The sequence below is a fragment of the Falsiroseomonas tokyonensis genome, assembly GCF_019024325.1.
In the GTDB taxonomy this organism is placed as follows: Bacteria; Pseudomonadota; Alphaproteobacteria; order Acetobacterales; family Acetobacteraceae; genus Falsiroseomonas; species Falsiroseomonas tokyonensis.
In genome coordinates, this window is record NZ_JAFNJS010000006.1 from 338482 (window position 1) to 356020 (window position 17539).

The following is a 17539-nucleotide window of genomic DNA, read 5'->3' on the forward strand; positions in this document are numbered from 1 at the left end:
ACCCATGCTGACCATCTATGGCTGCCTGCGCTCCCGCGCCTCCCGCAATGTCTGGCTGGCGCATGAGGCGGGGCTGGAATTCCGGCATGTGCCGGTGGTGCAGCATTATCGCGTGGCAAAGCCCGATGCGGCGGATGCGCCGATGCACACGCGCTCGCCCGAATTCCTGGCGGTGAACCCGAACGGGCATATCCCCTCGCTCACCGATGGCGAGCTGGTGCTGCACGAAAGCCTGGCCATCAACCTCTACCTGGCGCGCACCTATGGCGGCGCGCTCGGCCCCGCCGATGCGGCGGAGGACGGGCTGATGGGCATGTGGGCGCTCTGGGCCGCGACCGAGGTCGAGCCGCACAGCATCGAGATCCTCTACAACCGCGTCGGCAAGCCGCCGGCGGAACGCGATGCGGCCAAGGCCGATGCGGCGGTGGCCGCGCTGCGCAACCCCGTCGCGGTGCTGGATGCGGCGCTGGCCGGCACCGGCTTCCTGGTCGGCGGCCGCTTTACCGTGGCCGATATCAATGTGGCGGAGGTGATGCGCTACGCCCTGCCGGCGCCCGAGCTCTTCGCGCAGGCGCCGCATGTCCAGGCCTGGATCAAGGCCTGCCACGCCCGCCCCGCCTATCAGCGGATGATGGCGGCGCGGGAGAAGGAACCGGCCTGAGCACAGCCTGGTGGCGGGGCGTGGCAACCTCTGCGGTTGCCACGCGTCGGCCCAGTCATGCGGGAAGCGGTCCCGTGGCCACCAGGGATACAGAGATGCACCGCACCGTCACCGGGATACGGGCGCGGCATGGCTGAGTCCGCCCCGCCCGCGCCCGCACCCTCCGGCCTCGTCCTGCCGGTCTTCCTCTCCTCGGCCGGCGTGCTGCTCGCGCTGGTGCTCTTCGCCGGCCTGTTCCTGCAGCCGGCGGCCGCTGCCTTCACCGCGGCGCAGGCCTGGGTCATCGAGAGCTTCGGCGGGTTCTACATGCTGGCCGTCGCCATCTTCGTGATCGCCTGCGTGGTGCTCGCCTTCGGCCGCCATGGCGCGGTTCGCCTGGGCCGGGACGAGGAGACGCCGGAATTCGGCAACGGGTCCTGGTTCGCCACGCTGTTCAGCGTCGGCATGGGCATCGGCCTGATGTTCTTCGGCGTGGCCGAGCCGGTGATGCACTATGCCGCACCTCGCCCGACACCAATGGCGACCCGCAGCGCTTCGGCGCGGCGCGGGAGGCGATGGTCTCCAACTTCTTCCACTGGGGCCTGCATGCCTGGGCGGTCTATGCGATGGTCGGGCTGGTGCTGGCCCATTTCGGTTTCCGGCGCGGCCTGCCGCTGACCTTGCGCTCCGCGTTGTATCCCCTGCTCGGTGAGCGCTTCCGCGGCTGGGCCGGGCATGCGGTGGATCTTCGCGGTGATCGGCACCATGCTCGGTGTGGCCACCTCGCTCGGCTATGGCGCGGCGGAGGCCAATGCGGGCCTCGCGCACCTCACCGGCCTGCCGGCCGGGCCCTGGGTGCAGGTGGCGCTGATCGCGGGCATCATCGGCATCGCGCTGGGTTCGGTCGTGATGGGGTTGGATGCGGGCATCCGGCGGCTGTCCATCCTGAACCTCGGCCTGGCGCTGGGGCTGATGGTCTTCGTGCTGCTGACGGGGCCGACGCTGTTCCTGCTGCAGGCCTATGTGCAGAACACTGGCGCCTACCTGGCCGATATCGTCGGCCGCGCCTTCCGGCTGCATGCCTACGAACCCTCCGCCGGGTCCTGGCCGGGTTGCTGCTGGCGGCGATCTGCGTCGGGCTGGCGCTGGGGCTTTCCGCGCCGCAGGGTTTTGGGCTGCTGGCGCTGGCCGCCTGCTTTGGCGGGCTGGCCCTGCCCTGCTATTCCATCGCCGCCGCGCATGCCCATGACCATGCGGATCCGGCGGATTACGTGGGCTCCGTCATCGGCCCGCCCGGGGCCGCGCTGCTGATGCGGTCCTTCCCAGGCGGCGGGCTGTTCCTGTTCATCGCGCTGACCCAGGCGCTGCTGCTGGGCTTCGTGCTGTGGCGCCTGCGCCAGCGCGCCGCCCCTGAGTTGCGCGAGACCTTCGACATGGCCGCGACCTCTCCCGCCATGGTCGGCGCCGTCATCGCGCCGGGGGCGGAGGGCGAGGACCGCGGCTGATCAGCCGAGCTGCGCGCCGGAGGCTCGCACCGCATCGCCCCACCGCCGGCGCTCGCCGGCGATGAAGGCGGCAAAGTCGTCCGGGGTCATGGCCGGGGCGGGTTCCGCCCCGCGGGCCCGCAGCGCGGCTACCACGGCCTCCTCGCGCAGCCCGGCGGTGAAGGCGGCGTTCAGCCGCTCGATCACCGGCATGGGCGTGCCGGCCGGCGCGAAGATGCCGTCCCAGGCGCTGACCTCGAAGCCTGGCAGGACGGAGGACGCGGTGGGCAGGTTGGGATGCGTCGCCAGCGGCGTGGCGGAGGTGACGGCGAGCGTCCGCACCGCGTCATTCTGCATGGCGGCGAAGGCGGCCGGGATCAGCTCGATCGCCATGTCGATGCGCCCGGCGGCCAGATCCGTCATCGCCGCGGCATTGCCGCGATAGGGCACATGCTGGATGTCCACGCCGGCGGCGATGCGGAACATCTCCGCTGCGATATGCCCGGTTGTGCCATTGCCGGCGGAGCCATAGCTGGCCTGGCCCGGACGGGCGCGCAGCCAAGCGATGAGTTGGGGCAGCGTCTCCACCCGCAGGTCGCGCTTGACCAGCACCACCAGCACGATGCGCGACAGCGGCGCGACCGGGATGAAGTCCTCATGCGGGCGGAAGCTCAGGCGCGGGTACAGCGCCTCATTGATCGCATGGGTGCCGTTGGTGCCGTAGAACAGGGTGTAGCCGTCCGGCGCCGCGCGGGCGGCGAGCTCCGCGCCCACATTGCCGCCGGCGCCGGGGCGGTTGTCCACCACGATGGTCTGACCGAGCCGCGCCTGGGCCGGGCCGATGGCCAGTCGCGCCAGCGTATCCCCGCCGCCGCCGGCCAGGAAGGGCACGATCAGCCGGACCGGCCGGTCCGGATAGGTTTGGGCCCGGGCGGCACCCGCCGCCAGCACCGCCCCTGTCGCCAGCACGCCGCGCCGCGTCACGCGGGGGCCTGTTCCATCGTGCATCGATTCCTCCCCTTCTTGATTGGGCCTGGCTTCAGACTGGCCAGGCTTCCAGCAGGTCCACCGGGTCGCCATAGGTCTCGGCCAGGGCGCGGACCTTGGGATCGCGCAGGGACAGCAGATAGCCGTCCTCCACCAGCGGCTTGTTCCCCGCCGTGACCGTGGCGTCGTAGAGTACCAGGTCCATGTGGATATGCGGCTCCTCCCAATTCGGCATGACCCGGCGGAGGTAGTCGGACGGTTTCGGCGCATTGATGCCGACATGCAGGCTGCCGGGCGAATTGGGGCCGGCCGGGTAGATGTCGAAGCGCGGGGCCTTCGGGTTGTGGCCGCAGCCCAACTCCTCCAGCGTGCCGCCGATCAGGTAGTCGCGCAGCACCTCGGCGGCAAAGCCCTCGCCGTGGACGGCGTGCACCAGGTCGTCCTGGAACTCGACGCCGACCGGGCTTTCGAAGGGCTTGTCGAAGCCGACCGCCCAGTTCGCCCAGACGGTGCCGTTGATGCCGACCTTGTCCTCTGGCTTCAGGCCGACCATCGAGTATTCGAACAGGTTCGGGCCATGCGTCGGCAGGTAGTGCACGTAGCAGCCCGGCTCATCCGCCACGTTGTGGCCGCGCCAGCGGTTGTGCTTCCGCAGGTGCTGCAGCATGGCGTCGGTGTAGGGGATGCGCAGGTCCGTGCCGCGCGGGTCGGACAGGCGCAGGGTGAAATCGCCCTGTTCGGGGAACAGGCGGCCAGTGGCGCGGATGATCTCGCCCAGCAGGTCCAGCGGGAACTGCGCCTGCGGCGTGTGCAGCAGGTCCAGGTCGCGGAAGAAGGTGATCTTCACCCAGCGCTGGCCCTGGTTGCGACGCAGCCCGATGCAATAGGGATCGAGCACCGAGGCGAACCAGGTGGAGACGACGAAGGTGGCGCGGGAGAGCATGGCCTTCGCCTCCTCCGGCACCGTCACGTAGCGGGTGCTTTCACCCATGTAGCTGGCGAAGGTGGCGCCGCGGCCGCGCGCCAGGCCCTGCACGGCCTGGATCACGCGCGGGTCCAGCAGCGGGTCGGTCAGCATCACCACATGGTCGCCGGGGCGGATCGCCATGACGCGGCAGAAATTGTCGACGCCGCGCAGATAGGCGCCGAGGTCCGCCGGCGGATGCTTCACGGGATGCGGCAGTCCGCGGCGCGTGGGCGCGGCCAGGATGTCTTCGATGCGCGTCGGGAAGCGCGACATGGGTGGTTCCTCCGCCGGGCCTTCAAGACCCTTACATCCCTAAGTATTGGGGCGGTGCGGCGGCGCCGTCCAGCCCCCCTCCGGCTGGGGCCGGGGACATGGCGCGGCGGGCGCAACCGGCCGCCACCTAGCCGGTGCCGCGCCCTGTCACGGATCTCCCATCATCGTGGCGAGCGCATCGGCCAGGGCCTGCCGGGCATAGGGCTTGCGCAGCACCATGGTGGAATCGGAGTCGCGACCTTCCAGCGCCGAGGCGCTTCCGTATCCCGTGACGAAGATGTAGGGCACGTCGCGCGTCTGCAGCAGATCCGCGACCGGAAAGGACCGCTCGCGCCCGCCAAGGTTCACGTCGAGAACCGCGGCGCGCAGATCCCGTTCGGTGGCGGCGAGCCGCAGGGCCTCGCCGAGGTCCCGTGCCGGCCCGACCACCTCGTAGCCCAGCTCCCGCAGCGTCGCCTCCACTTCGAGCGACAGCAACGTCTCGTCCTCCACCACCAGCACGCGCGGCGGCGACAGGCGAGCCGGCCCGGCCCCGGCTGGTTCCTGCCTTCGCAGCGCCACCGGCGTATCCTTCGCCGCAAGCCCGTGGGCGCCTTCCAGCGCCGGGGCGCCGCCGGGACGGAGCGATGCCAAGCCGGCGGGCAGGGTCAGGGCGAAGCGCAGGCCGGATTCCCGCCAGTCGAAGGCGGTCTCGCCGCGCAGCTGCCGCTCGGCGAGCTGCGCGATGAGCCGGGTGCCGAAGCGACGCTTTGCAGGCGGTCCGGCCACCTTCGGCCCGCCCTCCTCCGCCCATGCCAGGCGCAGCCTGCCATCCTCCGCAGCCAGCTCCCAGCTCAGGCCGACCCGGCCCTCGGGCGTGGAAAGCGCCCCGTGCTTCGCGGCGTTGGTGGCCAGTTCGTGCAGCACCATCGCCATCGGCTGGACCGTCTCCGCCGTCAGATAGGCGGGGTCGCCGGCAAGGCGGACGCGGCCGGCATAGGGTGCCAGCTCATCCTCCGCCACCATGCGCAGCGCGGCGCCGCCCCAGGCCTCCTTCGCCAGCAGGGAATGCGCCCGTGCCATGGCCGCGACACGACCCTCGACGGATTCGGCGTATTGCTCGGGCGGCACGTCGCTCGGCGTGAGCCGGACCACGGAGAGCGCGACGGCCAGCGCGTTCTTGGCGCGGTGGTCAACCTCGCGGACCAGCAGCATCTGCCGCTCATCCGCGCTCCGCTTGGCGATGGCACGCGCCCGCAGCGCCGCATTGGCGGCGGCGATGCCGAGGCGCAGCTCCTCGAACTCGGCGACGTGCGAGGGCTCGGCCATCGGCTGTGCCAGCGCCTCCCCGGCATCGCTTGCGAAGGCCCGGGCATCGCCGACCAGCCCCGTCACGGGGCGGAGCAGGCGACGGGACAGCCAGATGGCGAATGCGGCGCCGAGACCGACGATCAGACCCCCGCCCAGTGCCATCATCTGCAGCGGCCCACGCCAGGCGGCGGTGTAGGCGTCCCGGGACTCGGCGGTCCCGATGACCCAGCCCGGAGCGGAGCCGATCCGCGCGAAACCGACGACCACCTCCTGCCCCTCCAACGCCACGCCGTGGAGAAAGCCGGAAGACCGGCCGGCGATGCCGTCAAGGAACCACGCCGGCGCCGGCAGGCCCACATAGCGCTCCGGCTCGCGCGATCGCGCCACCACCTTCCCGCTACCATCGACGATGACGTCGAAGGCCTTGCCCGGGGATGTCTGCGTCTCCAACAGGCTGTCGAGCCTCGTCAGCGGCAGCCGGGCCGCGAGCACGAAGCGGATCGCACCGTCACGCTCCACCGGGACCGCCACGCCGACCACCGGCCTGCGCGCGACGGCGCCGATCACGAGGTTGGTCACCAGCGGCCGGCCGGTTTCGGTCACCGCGCGGAAATCGGCTGCCGAGACGCCCGCCGGCCGCGTCCCCTCGGGCAGCGCGGTGTTGATGATCTGCCGCAGGCTTACGGGGTCCAGCAGGATGATCGAGGTGCCGAGCCCGCCACCTGCGCGCCGCACCTCCCGCTCGAACATGGCAAGCTCAACATCGGGACCATCGAGCGCCGCGGAGGCGGCCAGCGCCGTGAGCGATGCCAGGTAGGTTCCGATCTCCCGGTCCGTCGCAAGGGCGAGCGCGCGCGCAGTATCCAGCAGCCGCGCCTCGAACGCCGCGCGATAGGCGCCCACGGCGCTCCACGCCGCCATGGCGCCGAGGCCGAGCGCTGGAATGAGCAGCGTCAGTCCGAGACCGAGAAGCACGGTCTGCAGGCGAAACTGCCGATGAGGCGACCGCTGCATCAGATACGACGCGTCCCCGGTGGAAGGGCATGGGCGCCGTTAGCAGGCATCCGCGCCGCGGGAAGCATTACCTCTGCAGTCGGAGTGGACGACAGGTCAATACCGCGGGGCGGTCGTTTCGCCTGCGCCCCGCCATCAAGCGCCGGAAGCTGCCCGCGCCCGCCTGCCCGCCCATACGCGGGCGCCCCGGAATGGCCGGGGCGGAGGTAGTCCTATCCCTCCGAGATCACCTTCAGCACGCCGGGCACGGCCAGGGCGGCGAATTGCTGGGCGGTGGCGATGTCGCCTTCATTGTACCAGCCGGCCTCGTGCAGCAGGTTGATGGTGGCGATGCTCTGGCCATCCCAGCGCACCGGCACGTTCAGCACGCTTTCGCAGCCCAGGCTGCGGATCAGCTCGTGGTCGTAGAAGACATCCGAGATATCGGCGTAGTTGTATCCGATATAGGGCACGCCCTCGCCCAGCACCTTCTGGAACCAATGCGTCGGGTTGATCGGCTTGCGGCCGCCCACCGGGTATTCCTTCGGCATGTTGGAGTAGTAGCGCTGGCTCTCATTGGCGCCCGGATGGATCACCAGGATGGTGAACAGCTTGTGGCCTATGGCCTGGCCCATGGCGGCGTCGAGCGCCGCGAAAAGCGCACCCGGCTGGCCGGGCTGCCGCATGGCGTGGACGACGGGGGAAAAATCGGGAACGGGGCGGGTCATGGGGTCGCCTTGGTACGGGTTTTCTCGGGGATCAGGCCCTGCGGCCGGAAGCGCAGCAGCAGGATGAGGCTCAGCGCGATCGCGCCCTCGCGCAGCGCCGCCTTCTGCACCGGGCTGACACCGGGGATGATGGCGGAGAGGAAGCGCGTGGATTCCAGCAGCGCGATGACGAAGAGCGCGCCGATGATCGCGCCGCGCATGGCGCCGACGCCGCCGGCGGTCAGCGCCAGAACGATGTAGATGGTCAGCAGCGGGGCGAAGCCGTCCGGCGCGATATAGGCGTTGTAATGGGCATAGAGCGCCCCTGCCCCGCCCAGCACGGCGGCGCCGATGGTGAAGGCGCGCACCTTGAACCACAGCACCGGCTTGCCGGCGACGGCGGCGACATCCTCATCCTCCCGGATCGCGCGCAGCACGCGGCCGAAGGGGGAATGCGACAGGCGCGCCAGCAGCACGAAGACCACGGCCACCGCGGTCCAGACGATTCCGAGATAGATCAGGTTGAATTCGGGCGGCGAGACATCGCCGCGCCACGGCCCGGGGATGCCCGAGATACCGTCCGTGCCATTGGTCAGCCAGATCTCGTTCGAGGCGGTCAGGCGGATGACCTCCGCAAAGCCCAGCGTGACGATGGCCAGGTAGTCGCCGCGCAGCCGCGCCACGATCAGCGCCATGATGGCGCCGGCGGCGGCCGCCACCACCGCGCCGGCCGCCCAGCCCAGCGGCATCGGCCAGAACAGCTTCGTGGTCAGCAGCGCGGAGGCATAGGCGCCGAGGGCGAAGAAGCCGACCAGGCCGAGATTGACCATGCCGGTCAGGCCCCAGATCACGTTCAGCCCCAGCGCCATCAGCGCGTAGAAGCCGGCGAAGACCAGCATGGCGATCAGATAGGCGTCCATCAGTTGCGCCCCCCCAGGATCCCCTGCGGCCGGAACATCAGCACCAGCAGGATGGCGAGGAAGGCGGTGACAGTGCGGTAGGCGGGCGAGAGCACCAGCCCCGCCATCTCCTCGCCGACGCCGACCACCATCGCCCCCAGCGCCGCGCCGGGAATCGAGCCGAGCCCGCCGACGACAGCCGCGGCAAAGACGGAGAGCACGACGCGAAAGCCGGTCAGCGGATCGATGGAGGTATCGATGCCCACCAGCATGCCGCCGCAGCCCGCCAGCCCGCCGCCGATGAAGACCGCGACACGGGCAATGCGGTTGGGATCGACGCCCTTGATATCGGCCAGCACGGGATTGTCGGCCACCGCCCGCATGGCGCGCCCGAGCCGCGAGAAGCCCAGTAGAAGAAAAAGCCCGCCCGCGGCGACGATCGCATAGCCGGTGTTCTGCAATTGCTGCGGGTTGATGCGGATGCCGTCGAAGCGCCAGTCGCGCAGGATCGGCAGGTCGTAGCCGCGCAGGTCATTGCCGAAGCTGAACCGCAGGATGTTCTCGATCAGCAGCGTCATGGCGACGGAGGCGATGGCCACCGTCAGCGGCCCCGCCGGGCGCAGCGGGCGGAAGGCGGCCTCCTCCGCCAGCAGGGCGACCAGCCCCGCCACCAGGAAGGCCAGCGGCAGGGCGAGCCCCACCGGCCAGCCATAGACCGCATTCGCCACCCAGCCGGCAAAGGCGCCGGTGGTGGCGAAGCCGGCGATGGCGAAGTTCGGATAGCGCAGCACGGCAAAGATGCAGTTGAAGCCGATGGCGGGCAGCATCAGCACGCTGCCCGCCATCACGCCATTCAGCAGGACCTGCGCCAGGTCCCTCCAATCTTGAATCATAGCGGTGCTCTCAAGCGCCGGGCGGCCGCTCCGCGGCCTTGGCTGCGCGGCACGGGCCGCGGCGGCCGTTCGGCCGCTCGGCCGGCGGAGATCGCCGGCCGCAGGTCGTGCCCGTTCGGCATAGGGCTCAAACGAGTTCGAGCACCCGATAGGCGCCGCCCTCGGCCACCTCGTAGCGGAACTTCGTGCCGCGGATGTCGCCGCGCTCGTCGAATTCGCAGGGGCCGGAGGCACCCTCGAAATTCACCGCGCGGCCGGCCGCGATCAGCCGCAGCCCGTCCGTGACATTGTCCACCTTCTCCCCATCGCCCTGGCAGATCTTGCGGACGTTGTCGCGGATGACGGTGCCCGTGGCGTCGCCGCCCTGCGCGGCGGCGAGGATCGCCATGGTGGCGTGGTCGTGCACCTGGGCAGAATAGGGGTCGACCTCGGTGCTGCCGAAGGCGGCCTTCAGGCGGGTGAAGGCGGGGCTGTTCAGGTCCGGGCTGGGCTGGAAGGTGGTCAGGCCGTTCGTCACCTCGTTCGGCAGCGTGCCGAAGACGCTGGCCGGCGCGGCATAGGCGAAGGTGAAGCGGCGGCCGTCGAAGCCGGCGCGGTAAAGTTCGCGCAGCAGGATGGTGACGTCCGGCAGATAGCCGTTCAGCATCACCGTGTCGGAGCGCGAGCGCATGATGGTGTCCACTTCCGAGCGGAAGGCGGTCTTGTCGCGCTCATAGACCACATAGCCGGAGACGGCGCCGCCGCCGGCGCGCATCACCTCCGTCATCACATCCTGGCTGGACTGCGCGAAGGGCGATTGCGCGGCCATGTGGAAGACGCGCCTGGCGCCCTTGCCGAGCAGCCACTTCGTCGCGGTCTCGATCTGCAGGCGCGAATTGGGCTGGGTGCGGAAGATGTGGCCCTGGTGCGGCAGCAGGGTGATGCTGTCGGCGCCGGAGACGGTGAACAGCGGCACCCGGTTCTCCCAGCACAGCGGCGCCACGGCCGTGGTGACGGAGGACGCCCAGGTGCCCATCAGCGCCTGCACGCGGTCCACGTCGATCAGCTTGCGCGCGCCGCGCACGCCGGCATCGGGGTTGGTCTGGTCATCCTCGAAGGCGAGGCGAATCTGCCGGCCCTTGATGCCGCCGGCGCTGTTCGCGGCCTCCACCACGCCCTGCATGGCGCGCAGCATGGCCGGGCCATAGGGGCCGCCGGCACCGGTCAGCGGCGGCAGCGCGCCGAAGACCACCGGCGCGGTCTGCGCGAAGGCGCGGCCGCCGATGGCGAAGGTGGAGACGGCCGCGGCCGCCCCCAGCAGGGCGCCGCGGCGCCCGATTGTCGTCTGCATCATCCGTCAGCTTCCCTTCTGTTCTTGGTGAAACTCAGCCGCCCAGGAACAGGCGGCGCACTTCCGGGTCGGAGGCCAGTTCGGCCGCGGGGCCGGTGCGGGCGACGCGGCCATCGACCAGCACGATGCCATCTTCCGCGATCGCCAGCGCCTCCAGCGCATTCTGCTCCACCATCAGGATGGCGGTGCCCTCGGCATGGATGGCGGCGATGTCGTCGAAGAGGCTTTCGGCGGCCTTGGGGCTGAGACCCGCGGAGGGTTCGTCCAGCAGCAGCAGTTTCGGCGCCACCATCAGCGCCATGCCCATGGCAAGGATCTGCCGCTGCCCGCCCGAGAGCGTTCGCGCCGCGCGGCGGCGTTTTTCGGCCAGCATGGGGAAGCGGGCGAAGAGCCCCTCCACCCGCTGCGTGACGGTGGCGCGGGGTTCCAGGTAGCCGCCCATCTCCAGGTTCTCGCGCACCGAGAGGCTGGGGAAAATGTTGGCCTCCTGCGGCACGAAGGCGACGCCGCGCATGGCGACACCGCGCGGCGGCAGGCCGGTCAGCAGTTCGCCCGACAGGCGCACCTGGCCCGACTTGGCCCGCAGCATCCCGGCGATGGCCTTCAACAAGGTAGACTTGCCGGCGCCGTTCGGGCCGACGATCGCCGCCATCCGCCGCTCCGGCAGGGCGACGGTGATGCCCTTCAGGATCTCATCGGCCGCGCCATAGCCGCCGACCAGGGCTTCCACTTCCAGCAGGGCGGTCATGCGTGCACCCGCCTGCCCATATAGGCTTCCTGCACCCGCGCATCGGCCGCGACCTGTTCGAAGGAGCCCTGCACCAGGAAGCGGCCCTCCGCCATGACGATGACGGGGTCGCAGAGGGAGGCGACGAAATCCATGTGGTGCTCGACGATCAGCACCGTCATGCCCTCGTCCCGCAGGCTGCCGATATGGCTGGCGATCTCGGCCGAGAGGCTGGGATTCACCCCCGCCACCGGCTCATCCAGCAGCAGCAGGCGGGGCTCCGCCATCAGGGCGCGGCCGATCTCCATCAGCTTCTTCTGGCCGCCGGAGAGGGCCGCCGCCTGGTTGTCCAGCACGCGGGTGAGATTCAGCCGCGCCGCCACCGCCCTGGCGCGCTCGCGCAGCGCCTCCTCCCGCGCCCGCATGGCGGCGGGGCGCAGGATGGCGGCGGCCACACCCTCCCCCGGCTGGGCTTGGCCATAGAGAAGAAGGTTCTCCAGCACCGTCAGGCGCGGAATGCCGCGCGCGATCTGGAAGCTGCGCACAAGGCCCGCGCCGGTGATGCGGTCCGGCCGCAGCCCGGTGATGTCCTGGCCGTCAAAGATCACCCGCCCCGCATCCGGCCGGATGACGCCCGAGATGCATTGAAAGGCGGTGGACTTGCCGGCGCCGTTCGGGCCGATCAGCGCGGTGACCGTGCCGGGCCGCACCTGCAGCGCGAGTCCATTCAGCGCGACCACCCCGCCGAAGCTGCGGCGGAGGTCGCTGATCTCCAGAAGGGCTGGTTGGGGGGAGGACTCCGTCATCACGGGAACGCTACACGCGCGCCCGCCCTCCCGGAAGCCGTGGTCAGGCCGTCAGGCGGGTCCGTTTCGCCTTCGAATAGTCCGGGCGCGGCGGCAGCGGGGCCGGCCGTGCCGGGCGGTTCTGCTGGCCATGGGCCTCCGCCTCCTCCCGCATCCTTGCCAGCAGCGCCAGCTCCGCCGGCGCCGCCTCTCGCAACAGGCCCGAGGCGAGCATGCGCTCGCGCCGGAAAGCCTGGTCGTCCATGCAAACCTCCTCAACCCTGGACGGGACGTCCTCGCCCATCCTCGGGCACTCCCTAGCTGGTCATGGCGGCAGCCATCCGGCAGGGCCATGACAGGCAGGTGACACCAGTTCCGCTTAAGGAGTGTTGAAAGCGCCCGCCTATTCCTCCCAGCCATGCGCCTCCCCGGCCAGCCAGCGGCGCCCGGCGGCATAGAGCGCCTGGACCTTCTCCCCCTTCAGCCCGGGCATGTCGGTCTTTACCTCATAGCCAATGCCGGTCTGGAGATAGGCCAGGTGGCGATAGCCTTCCGGGAAGCGGGCGAGCAGCGCCGGGTCCAGTTCCAGCTTCGCCGCGGGATCCACCGGGTCCATGCGGTCCTTCTCATAGATCGGCTGCCGCAGCACGATGCCCCATCGGCCGTCGCGCTGCTCGATGAAATCATGAAAACGGCCGGTGCAGACCACGTCCACCAGCACGCCATGCACCTCCGCCCGCTGGCTGATCGTCATCTTCGTCTGCGCGATGGCGCGGTTGCCGGCCAGGTCCACGGAGCAGCCGCCCAGGAAATGCAGGATGGAGACGCCGCGCGCCCAGCCGGCCTTCGACGCCGCGATGAAATCCGCCGCCGAGGCCTGGCACCAGGTGGCCATCATCCGCCCGTCTTCATGCCAGCAGGTGGCGAAGCGGTCCCAATCCCCGGCATCGCGCCACACAGCCCAGTTCTGCACCAGCTCCGCCACTTCCAGGCGGCGGAGGAGATCGGGGTTGGACATGGCGGGTTCCTCGCTTCGATGGCTTGACGGGCGGCGGCGGGGCCGCGATGGAAGATGCAACAAACGATTGCAGCGATTGCAACAACCCAGGGGGAATGTCCATGACCAGCAAGATCGGCCGCCGCGGCGCCCTCGCCCTGCCCGCCCTGCTGCTGCCGCTGGCGGCGCGTGCGCAAGCCGCCTGGCCGGACCGGCCGGTGCGCTTCATCCAGGGATTCGGGGCCGGCGGCACCACCGATATCGTGGCGCGGCTGCTGGCGCCGTCAATGTCCGCCGCCTGGGGCCAGCCGGTGGTGGTGGAGAATCGCCCCGGCGCCGGCGGGACGCTCGCCGCCAATACCCTGGCACGGGCCAATGACGGCCATACGCTGATGCTGCTGAACAACGGTTTTGCGGTCTCCGCCGCGCTCTATCGCACCCTGCCCTACGACCCGCGCGCGGATATCGAGCCGGTGGCCATGGTGGCCTCCACCGGCCTGGTGATCCTGGCCGGGCCGAACGGGCCCAAGGACATGGCGGAGCTCGTGGCGCAGGCCAAGGCGCGGCCGGATGCCATCAACTTCGCCACCGTCGGCGTCGGCAGCACCCAGCATTTCGTGGCGGAGGCGGTGCAGGGCGCCGGCGGTTTCCGGATGACCCATGTGCCCTATCGCGGCACGCCCGCCGCCATCGTGGCGCTGCGCAACGGGGAGGTGCAGGTGGTGGCGGAGACGGCCTCCGCCGTGCTCGGCCAGATCCGTGGCGGGGAGGTACGGGCGCTGGCCATCACCAGCGGCCAGCGCTCCCCCCTGCTGCCGGAGGTGCCGACGGTGGCGGAATCGCTCGGCCAGCCCGGCTTCGACATCGTCACCTGGTACGCCATCGGCGTGCCCGCCGGGACGCCACCCGCGGTTGTGCAGCGCATCACCGCCATGGCACAGGCGATGCATGGCAATGCGGAGCTGCAGGCGCGGCTCGGTGCGCTGGGGCTGACGCCGCGCGCGCCCGGCACACCGGCCGAAACCCGCGCCGCCGTGCATGCCGAGATGGCGCGCTGGGCCGAGGTGGTCGAGCGCACCAATATGGAACGACAGTAGGAGTCCCGCGTGACCGACCGCACCGCCCCCGTTGCCCACCCGATCAACGCCCTGATGCAGGCGCGCTGGAGCCCACGCGCCTTCACCGGCCAGGCCGTGACGGCCGCGCAGGAAGCGAGCCTGCTGGAGGCCGCGCGCTGGGCCGCCTCCTGCTTCAATGAGCAGCCCTGGGTCTTCGTCACCGCCCGCAAGGACGAGGAAGGTTTCGCCGGCCTGCTGTCGCTGCTGAGCGCCAACAACCAGGCCTGGGCGGGTGCGGCCGGCCTGCTGATGATCGGCTTCGCCCGGACCACCTTCGCGGCGAACGGCAACCCGAATGCGATGGCGCAATACGACCTGGGTCAGGCGGTGGCGCAGATGGCGCTGCAGGCGGTGGAGCTCGGCCTGGCCAGCCACCAGATGCGCGGCTTCGACGTGGAGCGGGCGCGGACGGAGCTCGGCGTGCCGGAAGGGCATGAGCCGATGGTGGCGATCGCCTTCGGCACGCAGGGCGCGCCGTCCCTGCTGCCGGAGAAGCTGGCGGAGCGGGAAGTGGCGCCGCGGGTGCGGAAGCCGGTGACGGAGTTTGCCCATCTTGGGCGGTATGGGGTGCCGGTGAAGGTGTGAGGGGTGGGGCGAGAGAGCCCCCACCCAACCCTCCCCCGCAAGCGCGGGGGAGGGCTTTCTCCCTCCCCCGTTGACGGGGTAGGGTCGGGGTGGGGGCTTGGCGCCGCCCCCTACCCCACCGCCTCCCGCACCAGCGCCCCGCGGATCTCGCAGAAATCCGCGAAGGCACTCACGAATCCCTCGCACTCCGCCTCGCCCACCGCCAGCGACAGCGCCACCATCCCGCGTCGCGCGATGTAGTAGCCGCGGTCGAGCAGATCGAGGAACAGCAGCTCCTTCAGCGCCTGGTTGCCCTCCGCCGCTTCCTCCGCATTGCGCGGCGCGGTCGGCATGAAGTGGAAGGCCATCATGCTGCCGCGGCCCGTCACTTGGATGGGCAGGTCGCCCGCCGCGCGCTGCAGCGCCTGTCGCAGCGCATCGCCGCGGGCGTTGTGGCGCAGCGCGACCTCGGGCGTGTAGATCTCGCCCAGCGCGGCGATGCCGGCGGACATGGTCAGCGTGTTGTTGTTGAAGGTGCCGGCATGCGGCACGGCATCCGGGCGGCGCGGGTCGAAGATCGCCATCAGATCCTCCCGCCCGCCGAAGGCGCCAAAGGACATGCCGCCGCCGACGTATTTTCCCAGCGTGGTCAGGTCCGGCGTCACGCCGGTAAGTTCCTGCAACCCGCCCGGGGCAAGGCGACTGGTCATCACCTCGTCGAAGATCAGCACGGCGCCCGTCTCATCCGCCAGGGCGCGCAAGCCGCGCAGGACATCGTCGGTCGCGGCGATGCAGCCGCCGCCGCCCAGCATCGGCTCCAGGATGATGGCGGCCAGGTCCCCGGCATTCTCGCGCGCCAGCGCCGCGGCTTCCGCCAGATCGTTGTAGCCGGCCAGCACCACGCGGTGCGGCACGTTGATCGGGTTGGCGCCGGGGCCGAAGGTCATCAGCCCGCCGTGGTAGCCGCCGCGAAAGCCCAGGATGGTCTTGCGGCCCGTCGCGATGGTGGCGCAGGCCAGCGCCAGCAGATTCGCCTCCGTCCCCGAATTGGTGAAGCGCAGCGTCTGCAGCGAGGGGAACCGGTCCCGCACCATCCGGGCGAAGCGCGCCTCGAAGGGGTTATGCGCGGTCAGGTTCACGCCGGTGTCGAGCGCCCGCAGCACGGCGGCGCGGATCGCCGGATGCGAATGGCCGAAGAGGCCTGCGGTGTATTCGCCGATCATGCTGACGTAGGCATGGCCGTCCAGGTCCCGCACCCGGCAGCCCTCCCCGCTTTCGGCCGTGAAGGGAAAGGGCCCGTGGAACAGCACGCTGCGGGTATTGCCGCCGGGCATCACCTGCGCGGCCTCCGCATGCCGTGCGGCGCTGAGGGGGCGCGCGGTGGCATAACCCTCACGCGCCTCGACCAGCGCATCTTCCAGCAGGGCATTGCGGACGGACATGTCGATCTCCTCGGCAGCGGCCGAGGCTAGCGCCGATCAATCGACGATGAACAGCCTGGCTCCGGTGGCGGTGCGGCTGCGATGCGGCTCGGCATTTTCCGCCACCTGGTAGGAACATCCCTCCCGCATGGTGAAGACGCGGCCGTCCGCCAGCTCCGTCACCAGCTCCCCCTGCATCACCAGCAGCACATGGCCGCGGGAGCACCAGTGGTCCGCTAGGTAGCCGGGCGAATACTCCACCATGCGCACGCGGATATTGCCGACCTCCAGCGTGCGCCACAGCGCGTGCCCGGTCTCGCCGGCATGGCGCGTCTCCGGCCAGCCGGACCAATCGGCCACCTGGAAGGGCACATTCTCGATGATCATGCTGCGCATCGCCTCGTTGAACACCGGCTGAATACCAGGCGCTTGACGCCCCAGCCACAAGCGGAAACTGTAGCGCGCAAACAGACCTGGCAAGCATCAGGAGCGGAGAGACAATTCATGCTGCCACCAGGCCTGCGCTGCTTCCTGGCCGTCGCCCAGGCGGGGTCGATGCGGGAAGCCGCGCAGCGGCTGCGCCTGGCCCAATCCGCCATCAGCCGCCGCATCCAGCAGCTGGAGGAAGACCTCGGCGTGCAGCTGCTGGAACGCGGCGCCCGCGGCGTGGCCCTGACGCCCGCCGGGGAGATCCTGCTGCATCATGGGCGGGAGGCGACGCATCTGACGGAGCGGCTGCGCGCGGACCTCGATGCGCTGCGCGGCGTGCGCCGCGGCCATGTGGTGCTGCGCCTGGCCGAAAGCTTCGCCGCCAATGGCCTGGCCACCGCACTCTCCGCCTTCCGCAGCGCCTATCCCGCCGTGACTCTGGATATCGCCGTGGTGGGGTCGGAGGCGATCCTGGCCTCGCTGCATGACCGCACCTGCCATCTCGGCATCGCCTTCAACCCGCCGGCGGATCCGGAGGTGGAGGTGCTGGCCTCCGCCGCCGAGCCCCTGGCGGTGATGATGGCGCCCGGCCACCGGCTGGCGGATGCGCCCAGCCTGACGCTGGCGGACCTGGCCGGCATGCCGCTGGTCGCCCCCTCCTATCTCGGCAGTTCCCGCGACCTGTTCGACACCGCCTGCCGCGCCGCGCGGTCGCCGATCCGGCCGATGCTGGAGACCAATTCGCCACATGTCGCGGCCGCCTTCATCGCCGATGGCAAGGGGGTGGCGGTGATGGTGCCGCGCGTGCTGGCGCTGCACCTGGCGCAGGGCAAGGTGCGCGCGGTGCCGCTGGCGGATCCGCTGCTGACCGGCGGGCGCATTGCCCTGCTGGCGCGCCGCGGGCGGCGCCTGCCGGCGGCGGCGGAGGCGCTGTCCGCCAGCCTGGCGCGGGTGCTTGAACAGGCGCGCTGAGAGCCTGACCCAGAAGATCGGCAGGTCGGTCCGGTGCGTCTTTTCCGCCCTGGCGGCGTCCGA

Annotated in this window: 19 protein-coding genes and 1 pseudogene; 7 read left to right on the forward strand and 13 right to left on the reverse strand. The window is 70.7% G+C overall.

Annotation, left to right across the window (positions count from 1 at the left end):
- Positions 1-4: 4 nt before the first annotated feature.
- From J3S20_RS21095 to J3S20_RS21110, 4 genes and pseudogenes are all read left to right on the forward strand, one after another.
- Complete coding sequence (locus J3S20_RS21095) at positions 5-661, forward strand: glutathione S-transferase family protein (RefSeq protein WP_216838502.1); 657 nt, start codon at positions 5-7, stop codon at positions 659-661.
- Between the two features lie 129 nt (positions 662-790).
- Entirely contained in the window at positions 791-1318 is a 528-nt protein-coding gene (locus J3S20_RS21100; RefSeq protein WP_216838503.1) for a BCCT family transporter, read from the forward strand.
- Positions 1216-1951: pseudogene (locus tag J3S20_RS21105) on the forward strand (BCCT family transporter). The gene J3S20_RS21100 and the pseudogene J3S20_RS21105 overlap by 103 nt, the downstream one beginning before the upstream one ends.
- Positions 1951-2145: a hypothetical protein gene (locus J3S20_RS21110; protein ID WP_216838505.1), complete on the forward strand. Its 195-nt coding sequence runs from the start codon at positions 1951-1953 to the stop codon at positions 2143-2145. The pseudogene J3S20_RS21105 and the gene J3S20_RS21110 overlap by 1 nt, the downstream one beginning before the upstream one ends.
- Here J3S20_RS21110 and J3S20_RS21115 read toward each other — a convergent pair whose 3' ends face one another.
- From J3S20_RS21115 to J3S20_RS21165, 11 genes are all read right to left on the reverse strand, one after another.
- Positions 2146-3132 (reverse strand): Bug family tripartite tricarboxylate transporter substrate binding protein, encoded by a 987-nt coding sequence (locus tag J3S20_RS21115; protein ID WP_216838506.1) that lies wholly within the window; start codon positions 3130-3132, stop codon positions 2146-2148.
- Positions 3133-3163: 31 nt separating this feature from the next.
- Entirely contained in the window at positions 3164-4351 is a 1188-nt protein-coding gene (locus tag J3S20_RS21120; RefSeq protein WP_216838507.1) for a hypothetical protein, read from the reverse strand.
- 147 nt (positions 4352-4498) lie between these two features.
- Positions 4499-6616, reverse strand: a complete 2118-nt coding sequence (locus tag J3S20_RS31155) for an HWE histidine kinase domain-containing protein (protein ID WP_216838508.1) — start codon at positions 6614-6616, stop codon at positions 4499-4501.
- 251 nt (positions 6617-6867) lie between these two features.
- Positions 6868-7362: a GAF domain-containing protein gene (locus tag J3S20_RS21130; protein WP_216838509.1), complete on the reverse strand. Its 495-nt coding sequence runs from the start codon at positions 7360-7362 to the stop codon at positions 6868-6870.
- Complete coding sequence (locus J3S20_RS21135; RefSeq protein WP_216838510.1) at positions 7359-8261, reverse strand: branched-chain amino acid ABC transporter permease; 903 nt, start codon at positions 8259-8261, stop codon at positions 7359-7361. Before J3S20_RS21135 ends, J3S20_RS21130 begins: the two co-directional genes overlap by 4 nt.
- The gene (locus J3S20_RS21140; RefSeq protein WP_216838511.1) at positions 8261-9133 is read right to left on the reverse strand and encodes a branched-chain amino acid ABC transporter permease; all 873 of its coding nucleotides are present in this window, start codon (positions 9131-9133) and stop codon (positions 8261-8263) included. Before J3S20_RS21140 ends, J3S20_RS21135 begins: the two co-directional genes overlap by 1 nt.
- Before the next feature lie 127 nt (positions 9134-9260).
- Complete coding sequence (locus tag J3S20_RS21145) at positions 9261-10466, reverse strand: ABC transporter substrate-binding protein (RefSeq protein WP_246603067.1); 1206 nt, start codon at positions 10464-10466, stop codon at positions 9261-9263.
- 31 nt (positions 10467-10497) lie between these two features.
- Entirely contained in the window at positions 10498-11211 is a 714-nt protein-coding gene (locus J3S20_RS21150) for an ABC transporter ATP-binding protein (RefSeq protein WP_216838512.1), read from the reverse strand.
- The gene (locus J3S20_RS21155) at positions 11208-11996 is read right to left on the reverse strand and encodes an ABC transporter ATP-binding protein (RefSeq protein ID WP_216838513.1); all 789 of its coding nucleotides are present in this window, start codon (positions 11994-11996) and stop codon (positions 11208-11210) included. The genes J3S20_RS21150 and J3S20_RS21155 overlap by 4 nt, the downstream gene beginning before the upstream one ends.
- 43 nt (positions 11997-12039) lie before the next feature.
- A complete protein-coding gene (locus J3S20_RS21160) occupies positions 12040-12240 on the reverse strand; it encodes a hypothetical protein (RefSeq protein ID WP_216838514.1) in 201 nt (66 codons plus the stop codon).
- 138 nt (positions 12241-12378) lie between these two features.
- Positions 12379-12993, reverse strand: a complete 615-nt coding sequence (locus J3S20_RS21165) for a nuclear transport factor 2 family protein (RefSeq protein ID WP_216838515.1) — start codon at positions 12991-12993, stop codon at positions 12379-12381.
- A gap of 101 nt (positions 12994-13094) precedes the next feature.
- On the opposite strand from J3S20_RS21165, the gene J3S20_RS21170 reads away from it, so the two are divergent.
- The gene (locus J3S20_RS21170) at positions 13095-14069 is read left to right on the forward strand and encodes a tripartite tricarboxylate transporter substrate binding protein (protein ID WP_216838516.1); all 975 of its coding nucleotides are present in this window, start codon (positions 13095-13097) and stop codon (positions 14067-14069) included.
- Positions 14070-14078: 9 nt separating this feature from the next.
- On the forward strand, positions 14079-14675 hold the full coding sequence (locus J3S20_RS30405) for a nitroreductase family protein (RefSeq protein ID WP_216838517.1): 597 nt from the start codon (positions 14079-14081) through the stop codon (positions 14673-14675).
- A gap of 110 nt (positions 14676-14785) precedes the next feature.
- On the opposite strand, the gene J3S20_RS21180 is transcribed toward J3S20_RS30405, so the two are convergent.
- Positions 14786-16096: an aspartate aminotransferase family protein gene (locus tag J3S20_RS21180; RefSeq protein WP_246603070.1), complete on the reverse strand. Its 1311-nt coding sequence runs from the start codon at positions 16094-16096 to the stop codon at positions 14786-14788.
- A 36-nt stretch (positions 16097-16132) separates the two neighbouring features.
- A complete protein-coding gene (locus J3S20_RS21185) occupies positions 16133-16471 on the reverse strand; it encodes a DHCW motif cupin fold protein (RefSeq protein ID WP_456305704.1) in 339 nt (112 codons plus the stop codon).
- A 108-nt stretch (positions 16472-16579) separates the two neighbouring features.
- On the opposite strand from J3S20_RS21185, the gene J3S20_RS21190 reads away from it, so the two are divergent.
- Positions 16580-17476: a LysR family transcriptional regulator gene (locus J3S20_RS21190; RefSeq protein WP_216838518.1), complete on the forward strand. Its 897-nt coding sequence runs from the start codon at positions 16580-16582 to the stop codon at positions 17474-17476.
- Positions 17477-17539: the final 63 nt, after the last annotated feature.

What these genes read in the sequence shown, in the direction of transcription:
- J3S20_RS21095 (WP_216838502.1), top strand. Translation starts at nt 5, where the DNA reads ATGCTGACCATCTATGGCTGCCTGCGCTCCCGCGCCTCCCGCAATGTC.
- J3S20_RS21100 (WP_216838503.1), top strand. Translation starts at nt 791, where the DNA reads ATGGCTGAGTCCGCCCCGCCCGCGCCCGCACCCTCCGGCCTCGTCCTG.
- J3S20_RS21110 (WP_216838505.1), top strand. Translation starts at nt 1,951, where the DNA reads ATGCGGTCCTTCCCAGGCGGCGGGCTGTTCCTGTTCATCGCGCTGACC.
- J3S20_RS21115 (WP_216838506.1), bottom strand. Translation starts at nt 3,132, where the DNA reads ATGCACGATGGAACAGGCCCCCGCGTGACGCGGCGCGGCGTGCTGGCG.
- J3S20_RS21120 (WP_216838507.1), bottom strand. Translation starts at nt 4,351, where the DNA reads ATGTCGCGCTTCCCGACGCGCATCGAAGACATCCTGGCCGCGCCCACG.
- J3S20_RS21130 (WP_216838509.1), bottom strand. Translation starts at nt 7,362, where the DNA reads ATGACCCGCCCCGTTCCCGATTTTTCCCCCGTCGTCCACGCCATGCGG.
- J3S20_RS21135 (WP_216838510.1), bottom strand. Translation starts at nt 8,261, where the DNA reads ATGGACGCCTATCTGATCGCCATGCTGGTCTTCGCCGGCTTCTACGCG.
- J3S20_RS21140 (WP_216838511.1), bottom strand. Translation starts at nt 9,133, where the DNA reads ATGATTCAAGATTGGAGGGACCTGGCGCAGGTCCTGCTGAATGGCGTG.
- J3S20_RS21145 (WP_246603067.1), bottom strand. Translation starts at nt 10,466, where the DNA reads ATGATGCAGACGACAATCGGGCGCCGCGGCGCCCTGCTGGGGGCGGCC.
- J3S20_RS21150 (WP_216838512.1), bottom strand. Translation starts at nt 11,211, where the DNA reads ATGACCGCCCTGCTGGAAGTGGAAGCCCTGGTCGGCGGCTATGGCGCG.
- J3S20_RS21155 (WP_216838513.1), bottom strand. Translation starts at nt 11,996, where the DNA reads ATGACGGAGTCCTCCCCCCAACCAGCCCTTCTGGAGATCAGCGACCTC.
- J3S20_RS21160 (WP_216838514.1), bottom strand. Translation starts at nt 12,240, where the DNA reads ATGGACGACCAGGCTTTCCGGCGCGAGCGCATGCTCGCCTCGGGCCTG.
- J3S20_RS21165 (WP_216838515.1), bottom strand. Translation starts at nt 12,993, where the DNA reads ATGTCCAACCCCGATCTCCTCCGCCGCCTGGAAGTGGCGGAGCTGGTG.
- J3S20_RS21170 (WP_216838516.1), top strand. Translation starts at nt 13,095, where the DNA reads ATGACCAGCAAGATCGGCCGCCGCGGCGCCCTCGCCCTGCCCGCCCTG.
- J3S20_RS21180 (WP_246603070.1), bottom strand. Translation starts at nt 16,096, where the DNA reads ATGTCCGTCCGCAATGCCCTGCTGGAAGATGCGCTGGTCGAGGCGCGT.
- J3S20_RS21185 (WP_456305704.1), bottom strand. Translation starts at nt 16,471, where the DNA reads ATGCGCAGCATGATCATCGAGAATGTGCCCTTCCAGGTGGCCGATTGG.
- J3S20_RS21190 (WP_216838518.1), top strand. Translation starts at nt 16,580, where the DNA reads ATGCTGCCACCAGGCCTGCGCTGCTTCCTGGCCGTCGCCCAGGCGGGG.